Annotated in this window: 7 protein-coding genes; 2 read left to right on the top strand and 5 right to left on the bottom strand. The window is 73.1% G+C overall.

Going from position 1 to position 7,476, the window contains the following annotated elements; translation table 11 throughout:
- Positions 1 to 48 precede the first annotated feature (48 nt).
- Positions 49 to 750 carry a hypothetical protein gene (locus NLX85_RS10275; protein ID WP_254333974.1) on the top strand — a complete coding sequence of 234 codons (702 nt, stop codon included), beginning with the start codon at positions 49 to 51 and terminating at the stop codon, positions 748 to 750.
- A gap of 56 nt (positions 751 to 806) precedes the next feature.
- On the opposite strand, the gene folE is transcribed toward NLX85_RS10275, so the two are convergent.
- From folE to NLX85_RS10255, 4 genes are all read right to left on the bottom strand, one after another.
- Complete coding sequence (gene folE / locus NLX85_RS10270) at positions 807 to 1,472, bottom strand: GTP cyclohydrolase I FolE (protein WP_091317017.1); 666 nt, start codon at positions 1,470 to 1,472, stop codon at positions 807 to 809.
- A 35-nt stretch (positions 1,473 to 1,507) separates the two neighbouring features.
- Complete coding sequence (gene ftsH, locus NLX85_RS10265; RefSeq protein WP_254333972.1) at positions 1,508 to 3,517, bottom strand: ATP-dependent zinc metalloprotease FtsH; 2,010 nt, start codon at positions 3,515 to 3,517, stop codon at positions 1,508 to 1,510.
- Between the two features lie 378 nt (positions 3,518 to 3,895).
- Positions 3,896 to 4,471, bottom strand: a complete 576-nt coding sequence (hpt, locus tag NLX85_RS10260; protein ID WP_073837711.1) for a hypoxanthine phosphoribosyltransferase — start codon at positions 4,469 to 4,471, stop codon at positions 3,896 to 3,898.
- Between the two features lie 99 nt (positions 4,472 to 4,570).
- Positions 4,571 to 4,759 carry a hypothetical protein gene (locus NLX85_RS10255; protein WP_091317011.1) on the bottom strand — a complete coding sequence of 63 codons (189 nt, stop codon included), beginning with the start codon at positions 4,757 to 4,759 and terminating at the stop codon, positions 4,571 to 4,573.
- Between the two features lie 99 nt (positions 4,760 to 4,858).
- On the opposite strand from NLX85_RS10255, the gene NLX85_RS10250 reads away from it, so the two are divergent.
- Positions 4,859 to 5,821, top strand: coding sequence for a GlxA family transcriptional regulator (locus NLX85_RS10250; RefSeq protein ID WP_254333970.1), 963 nt, complete (start codon positions 4,859 to 4,861; stop codon positions 5,819 to 5,821).
- On the opposite strand, the gene NLX85_RS10245 is transcribed toward NLX85_RS10250, so the two are convergent.
- Positions 5,822 to 7,450: a gamma-glutamyltransferase family protein gene (locus tag NLX85_RS10245; RefSeq protein WP_254333968.1), complete on the bottom strand. Its 1,629-nt coding sequence runs from the start codon at positions 7,448 to 7,450 to the stop codon at positions 5,822 to 5,824.
- Positions 7,451 to 7,476 lie beyond the last annotated feature (26 nt).

The raw sequence follows: 7,476 nt of genomic DNA, 5'->3' as shown, positions 1-7,476 counted from the left end.
TGAGCCGGGGTTGCGAGCCCCGCAGTCGCGAACCGAGAGGGTGCAGCCATGAGCGAGACCGGCACGGCGGTGCCGGCGCCCCGGTCCGGCGGTCCGACGGTCGACGTGGACGCGGCCGGGGCGGCCTGGGCGGATTACGTGGCGGCCGCCCGCCAGCTCGACGGCGTACGCCGGGCGGCGGCGACCGCCGCGAGCGAGCAGGCCCGGTCGGTGGCGGCGGCCCGGGAGGAGCTGACGGCGGTCCGTGAGCGGCTCGCCCCGCAGCAGTCGCGGCTGCGGGAGCTGGGCGTGCCGGCGATCTCGCTGGTCCCGACGCCCCCCGAGGTGACCGAGGCGACCCGGCCGATGGCGGCCGGTCCGGCGGCCGTGCTGGCCGCCCTGCGGTCCGCCCGGGGCTGGGCGGACTCGGCGGACGACAGTCTCGCGGCGCGCGGTCTGCCCCGGCTGGCCCGCTGGCCGGTGCACCCGCGCAACCTGCTGGTCTACGGTCCGCTGGCGCTGCTGGTGCCGCTGGTCCAGCTCGTGCTCTTCCTCGCCACGGGCACCGGCCCGCTGACCGTGCTGGCGCTGGTGGTGGGGCTGCCGCTGCCGGCGGTCGCGTTCATGCTGGGCTGGCTCGCGGTAGGGCGACTGTTCCGGCCCCGCCCGGCGGACCGGGTGGACCGGACACCTCGCTTCGGCGCGCTGGTCTGCCTGGTCCCGGCGGTGCTGACCACGGCCGGGCTGCTGCTGGCCATGCTGGCCGACTGACCCCGGACACGGCACAGGGCCCTCCCCGGTGGGAAGGGCCCTGTGTCTCGCTGCGGTCAGCGGGGGATGATCAGCGCCATGGCCTCGGCGCGCGACTTGGCGTCGTGCTGGAGGGTGCCCCGGACGGCCGAGGTGATGGTCTTGGCACCGGACTTCTGGATGCCGCGCATCGCCATGCACATGTGCTCGCACTCGAGCACCACCACGACGCCCCGCGGCGCCAGCTTGGTCATCAGCAGGTCGGCGATCTGCGAGGTCAGCCGCTCCTGCACCTGCGGGCGCCGGGCGAACACCTCGACCAGCCGGGCCAGCTTGGACAGGCCGGTGATGCGGCCGTCCGGCCCGGGGATGTAGCCGATGTGCGCGCTGCCCCGGAACGGGAGCAGGTGGTGCTCGCAGAGGCTCATCACGTCGATGTCCCGGACGAGCACCAACTCCTCGTGGTTGGCCTCGAAGGTGGTGCTGAGCACCTGCGCCGGGTCGACCCGCAGGCCGGCGAAGAGCTCGGCGTACGCGCGGGCGACCCGGGCGGGCGTCTGCTGGAGGCCGTCCCGGTCCGGGTCCTCGCCGACCGCGACGAGGATCTCCCGGACCGCCTTCTCGATGCGGGCCAGGTCGACGCTCTCCTCCACCGGCCGCCCGGTCAGCTTGCCGCTGATCAGGCGGGCGGCGACGTAGTCGAGCGCGTCGTCCCCGTCGGGCTCGGTCGCGGAGACGGCCAGCTCCCGGTTGGGGGAGCTGGCCGTCGGGTCGCTGCTCAGTGGGTACCGTCCGAGTTGTTCGACGGGGACCCGCCGACCGAGGCGCCGTCGGCCTGGGCCTGCGCCTTCAGCGTCTCCTTCTCGGCCGGGGTGAGCACGGGCGGCTCGGTGGAGGGCTGACGCTTGCCGAAGCCGTGGTAGGGGGCCATCGGCGGGCGCTTCGCCACCCGGGCGCAGATCCGGGCCATGTCGGCCGTGGAGAGGGTCTCCTTCTCCATGAGCTCGAGCACGATGTTGTCCAGGACGTCCCGGTATTCCACCAGGATCTCCCAGGCCTCGTCGTGCGCCAGCTCAATCAGTGCCCGCATCTCGCCGTCGATCTCGGCGGCCACCGCATCCGAGTAGTCCCGCTCGTGGCCCATGTTGCGGCCGAGGAACGGCTCGTCCCCGCTGGTGCCGTACTTGATCGCGCCGAGCTTGGAGCTCATGCCGTACTGCGTGATCATCGCGCGGGCCAGCTGGGTGGCCTTCTCGATGTCGTTGCCGGCGCCCGTGGTGGGCTCGTGGAAGACCAGCTCCTCGGCGGCCCGGCCACCCAGCGCGTACGCCAGGGTGTCGATCATCTCGGCCCGGGTCTGGGTGTACTTGTCCTCGGTCGGCAGGACCAGGGTGTGGCCCAGCGACCGACCCCGGGACAGGATGGTCACCTTGTGCACGGGCGCGGCGTGCGGCAGCGCCCAGGCGACCAGCGCGTGCCCACCCTCGTGGTACGCGGTGATCTTCTTCTCCTGGTCGCTCATCACCCGGGTCCGGCGCTGCGGACCGGCGATCACCCGGTCGATCGACTCTTCCAGGGAGTCGTTGCTGATCGCCCGCTGGTCCTTGCGGGCGGTGAGCAGCGCGGACTCGTTGATCACGTTGGCCAGGTCGGCGCCGCTGAAGCCGGGGGTGCGCCGGGCGACCGAGTCGAGGTCGACGTCGGGCGTGAACGGCTTGCCCTTGGCGTGCACCCGCAGGATGGCCTTGCGGCCCTCCATGTCGGGGGCGTCGACCGGGATCTGCCGGTCGAAGCGGCCCGGGCGCAGCAGCGCCGGGTCGAGGATGTCGGGACGGTTGGTGGCGGCGATCAGGATGACCCCGCCCTTGGTGTCGAAGCCGTCCATCTCGACCAGCAGCTGGTTGAGGGTCTGCTCCCGCTCGTCGTGGCCGCCGCCCATGCCGGCGCCACGGTGCCGGCCGACCGCGTCGATCTCGTCGACGAAGACGATCGCCGGCGCGTTCGACTTGGCCTGCTCGAAGAGGTCGCGGACCCGGCTGGCGCCGACACCGACGAACATCTCCACGAAGTCCGAGCCGGAGATGGAGTAGAACGGCACGCCGGCCTCACCGGCGACCGCGCGGGCGAGCAGGGTCTTACCGGTACCGGGCGGGCCGAAGAGCAGCACACCCTTCGGGATCTTGGCGCCCAGGGCCTGGTACTTCGCCGGGTTCTGCAGGAAGTCCTTGATCTCGTGCAGTTCCTCGACGGCCTCGTCCGCCCCGGCCACGTCCGCGAAGGTGGTCTTCGGCGTGTCCTTGGTGATCATCTTCGCCTTGGACTTGCCGAAGTTGAGCACCCGCGACCCGCCGCCCTGCATCTGCGACATGAAGAACAGCAGCAGGAGCACGAGCAGCGCGATGGGCAGGAGGTTGACCAGCAGGCTCACCCAGATGCTGTCCGACGACACCTTGGTGTCGGCCGGGCCGGTGATCCGGTTGGCCGCCTTGGCGTCCAGCACCTCGTTCCAGATCTGGTTGCCCACCTCGTAGGGGAACTGGGCCTCGATCCGGTCGGTGGTGGTGTCGCCGAACTTCGTCTTCTGGGCCAGGTCGAGCTGGAGCGTCTGCTCCTTGTCCTGGAAGACCGCCTTGTTGATCTTTGCGGTGTGGAGCTGGTCGAGCGCCACCGACGTGTCCACGCGGTGGTAGCTGGGGCCAGCCGTGAAGAGTTGACTGAGCACAACGGCGCCGAGGATGACCAGGATGATCCAGACCACCGGTCGGCGGAAGAAACGCGTACGTTCCATACTGTTGTCGGGCACCGAGGCGCCCGCATCCTCCTGATCGACGTCCTGACCGTCTGAATGGTGTCGCCGCCTCGGGCGGCGGCCGCAGCCGCCGTGCGGGCCGGCCCCGACCCCGAAGCGCGCGAACTGCCGCGCCGCGGTCATTCGACGGTACACCGTTCGTGCCAGATGCGAGCTTGCGAGCCCGGCACTTACGCGTACGGCGAACCCGGGTTTGAGCCGGCGTGGCGGGGAGCTCCCCACCCGGCCACCCGACCGCCCGGTCACGCGGTTCGAGGGGTCGGGCGTGGAGAGTGCCTCCACGTCACCGGCCTCTACCGTAGACCGGAAGGCTGAGAGCCCGCTGAACGTCGGCTGACGACCGGCGGGGCGCCGGGGTCAGGCCCGGGCGTAGACCTCGGGCTTGAGCACGCCGACGTAGGGCAGCTCGCGGTAGCGCTCGCCGAAGTCGAGGCCGTAGCCGACCACGAACTCGGTCGGGATGTCGAAGCCCACGTACTTCACGGGGACCGGCACCTTGACCGCGTCCGGCTTGCGGAACAGGGCGACCACCTCGACGCTGGCCGCGGAGCGCGACTCCAGGTAGCGCAGCAGCCAGGAGAGGGTCAGGCCGGAGTCGACGATGTCCTCGACGACCACCACGTGCCGGCCGGCGATGTCCCGGTCCAGGTCCTTGAGGATCCGCACCACGCCGGAGGAGGTGGTGCCCTGGCCGTACGAGGAGATGGCCATGAAGTCCAGCTCGGCCGGCGGGCCCTGGCGGCCCAGCGCGCGGGCGAAGTCGGCCATGAACATGACCGCGCCCTTGAGCACGCAGACCAGCAGGAGACCGTCGTCGACGTGCGCGTAGTCCGCCGAGACCTGCTTGGCCAGTTCAGCGGTCTTCTCGCGGATCTGCGCCTCGGAGATGATCACGTGGTCGATGTCGGCGTCGTACCAGGAGCCGTCAGCCATGCTCCTAGCCTGCCGTACGCCGGATGGCCTCCGTCGGCGGGGCCGCCCCTTTTGGCGCGGTCCCGCCGGGGATTATCGGCGCAGATGGAGCAAATCACCTCAGCAGGTGCGGGAGCGCCAGCGGCGCCCGTCCTCGGTCGGCTTCCAGTCGGCCGAGTCGCGACTGTCGGCGGTGAGCCCGGAGGCGCTCGCGCCGACGAGGAGGAGAAGGAAGAGAAGGAGCAGCAGAACGGTCATGGCGGCGCTCACTTTCGCGTGGTTGATGTGGGTTTCGCCGCCGGTGCGCACCGGACACCATCAAGTGTGCGGGCCGCCGTACCCTTCGGACAGTGGCAGGAATGCCAGTGAGCCTCGATTTCCCGCCACCCGTCGGGTTACCCTCGTCACATGCTTCACTCCGTCGCCGTCGTGGCCCTCGAAGAGGTCGCCGTGTTCGAACTCGGGGTCGTCGCGGAGGTGTTCGGCACCGACCGCACCGCCGACGGTTTCCCCGGCTACCGGTTCGACGTCTGCACCGCCGACGGCGGCCCGGTCCGCAGCCGCTCCGGCTTCCAGCTCACCCCGACCGCCGACCTGACCCCGATCGAGACCGCCGACCTCGTGGCCGTGCCCGCACACGGCGACGGGCGGACGCCGGTCCCCGAGCCCGTGCTGGCCGCGCTGCGGCGGGCCGCCGACCGGGGCGCCTGGCTGCTCAGCGTCTGCTCCGGGGCGTTCGTGCTCGGCGAGGCCGGGCTGCTCGACGGGCGGGACTGCACCACCCACTGGCGGCACGTCGACGACCTCCAGGAGCGGTTCCCGGCGGCCCGGGTGCAGTGCAACTCGCTCTACGTGCAGGACGGCCGGCTGCTCACCAGCGCCGGCACCGCCGCCGGGATCGACGCCTGCCTGCACCTGGTCCGCCAGGAGCACGGCTCGGCCACGGCCACCCGGCTGGCCCGCCGGATGGTCGTCCCCCCGCACCGCGACGGCGGCCAGTCCCAGTACGTCGAGGCGCCCATCCCCAGGGCGCCCGAGGCGCCCACCCTGGAGCCGGTGCTGGAGTGGCTCATGGGGCACCTGGACCGGGCGGTGACCGTGGACGAGCTGGCCGCCCGGGCCGGGATGGCCCCGCGCACCTTCGCCCGCCGGTTCCGCGCCGAGACCGGCACCACCCCGCACGACTGGCTGACCAACCAGCGGGTGCTGCTGGCCCGGCGGCTGCTGGAGGAGACCCGGCTGAGCGTCGAGAGCGTCGCCGACCAGGCCGGTTTCGGCGACGCCGCGGCTCTGCGGCACCACTTCACCCGCCGGGTCGGCACCACCCCGCACGCCTACCGGACGACCTTCCGGGAGCGGGTCGACGCCTGATCACCAGCCCAGCATCGCGCCGTCGACGCGGGACTCCGACCCGGCCGCGTACCCGCCACCGGGCGCCCGCCAGATCGCCTGGCCGTACCCGAAGACCGACGGCTCGGCCGCGACGGTGACCTCATGGCCGCGCGACCGCAACCCCGCGACCACCTCGGGGTCGAGGTCCGGCTCGACGAGCAGGGTCCGCCCGGCGTGCCAGTACCAGCGCGGGGTGTCCAGGGCCGCCTGCGGGTCACGCCCCGCGTCGACGGTGGCCGAGACGAGCTGCACGTGCCCCTGCGGCTGCATGTGCCCGCCCATCACCCCGAACGGGCCGACCGGCGCCCCGTCGCGGGTCAGGAAGCCCGGGATGATCGTGTGGTACGGCCGCTTCCCCGGCCCCACCACGTTCGGGTGGTGCGGGTCGAGCTGGAAGCCGAGGCCGCGGTTCTGCAGCGCGAAGCCGTGCCCGGGGACCACCACGTGCGAGCCGAACGCCAGGTATGTCGACTGGATCAGGCTGACCATCATGCCGCCGGCGTCGGCCGTGCAGAGGTAGACGGTGCCGCCGCGCTCCGGCTCGCCGGCCACCGGGTCACCGGCCCGCCCGGTCACCAGCGCTCGGCGGGCCGCCGCGTAACCCGGGTCGAGCAGCGCGGCCGTCGGCACCTCGGCCCGCTCCGGGTCGGCCACGTGGGCGTGCGCGTCGGCGAAGCCCAGCTTCACGGCCTCGATCTGCCAGTGCAGCCGCTCCTCCGGCGACAGCGCGGCCAGGTCCACCCCGTCGAGCACCTGGAGCGCCAGCAGCGCGGCGATGCCCTGCCCGTTGGGCGGCAGCTCCCACACCTCGTGCCCCCGGTAGCGCACCGAGACCGGATCGACCCAGGTCGAGGCGTGCCGGGCCAGGTCGTCGCCGGTGAGGAAGCCGCCGGTCCGGGCCGCGTGGTCGTCGATCGCCGCCGCGATCCGCCCACGGTAGAAGTCCGTCGCGCCGCTCTCCGCGATCCGCCGCAGCGTGCCGGCCGCGTCGGGGTTGCGCCACCACTCCCCCGGCCGGGGCGCCCGGCCGTCCACGGTGAACACCCGGCGGAACTCGGCGTGCTCCGCACCGGCCAGCCCGTCGTGCGCGGCCACCCCGCGCGCCCAGGTGGCCGCCGTGCCCGGGGCCACCGGGAAGCCGCGCTCGGCGTAGCCGATCGCGTCGGCGAACAGGTCGGCGAAGGGCAGCGAGCCGAACCGCTCGTGCAGGTCCCGCCAGCCGGCCGGGGCGCCCGGCACGGTCACCGGCAGCCAGCCCCGGGCCGGCACGGTGCGCCCCTCGCCCTGCGCCCCGCCGAGCGCGTCGACCGGTGCCGCGCCGCGCCGCTCCGTCGCGGCCAGCACCAGCTCCCGGGTCAGCGCCGCCGGGGAGCGGCCGGAGGCGTTCAACCCGTGCAGCCGGCCGCCGTCCCAGACGATCGCGAACAGGTCGCCACCGATGTCGTTCGAGGGTGGCTGCACCACGGTCAGGGTGATCGCGGTGGCCAGCGCCGCGTCGACGGCGTTGCCGCCGCGCCGCAGCACGGCCAGGCCCGCGGCCGCCGCGAGCGGCTGGCTGGTCGCGACGGCGCCCTGGGGAGCCAGCAACGGCTGTCGGGGGTACGCCATGCGCCCTGTCTACCGCCTCCGGCGGC

Origin of the sequence: Micromonospora sp. A3M-1-15, from assembly GCF_024213425.1 — a bacterium.
GTDB lineage: Bacteria > Actinomycetota > Actinomycetes > Mycobacteriales > Micromonosporaceae > Micromonospora > Micromonospora chersina.
This window is presented reverse-complemented; position numbering and strand designations above follow the sequence as displayed.

Bases quoted from the DNA above. Each gene is read 5' to 3' on its own strand.
- NLX85_RS10275 (WP_254333974.1), top strand. From the start codon at position 49: ATGAGCGAGACCGGCACGGCGGTGCCGGCGCCCCGGTCCGGCGGTCCG.
- ftsH (WP_254333972.1), bottom strand. From the start codon at position 3,517: ATGGAACGTACGCGTTTCTTCCGCCGACCGGTGGTCTGGATCATCCTG.
- hpt (WP_073837711.1), bottom strand. From the start codon at position 4,471: ATGGCTGACGGCTCCTGGTACGACGCCGACATCGACCACGTGATCATC.
- NLX85_RS10250 (WP_254333970.1), top strand. From the start codon at position 4,859: ATGCTTCACTCCGTCGCCGTCGTGGCCCTCGAAGAGGTCGCCGTGTTC.
- NLX85_RS10245 (WP_254333968.1), bottom strand. From the start codon at position 7,450: ATGGCGTACCCCCGACAGCCGTTGCTGGCTCCCCAGGGCGCCGTCGCG.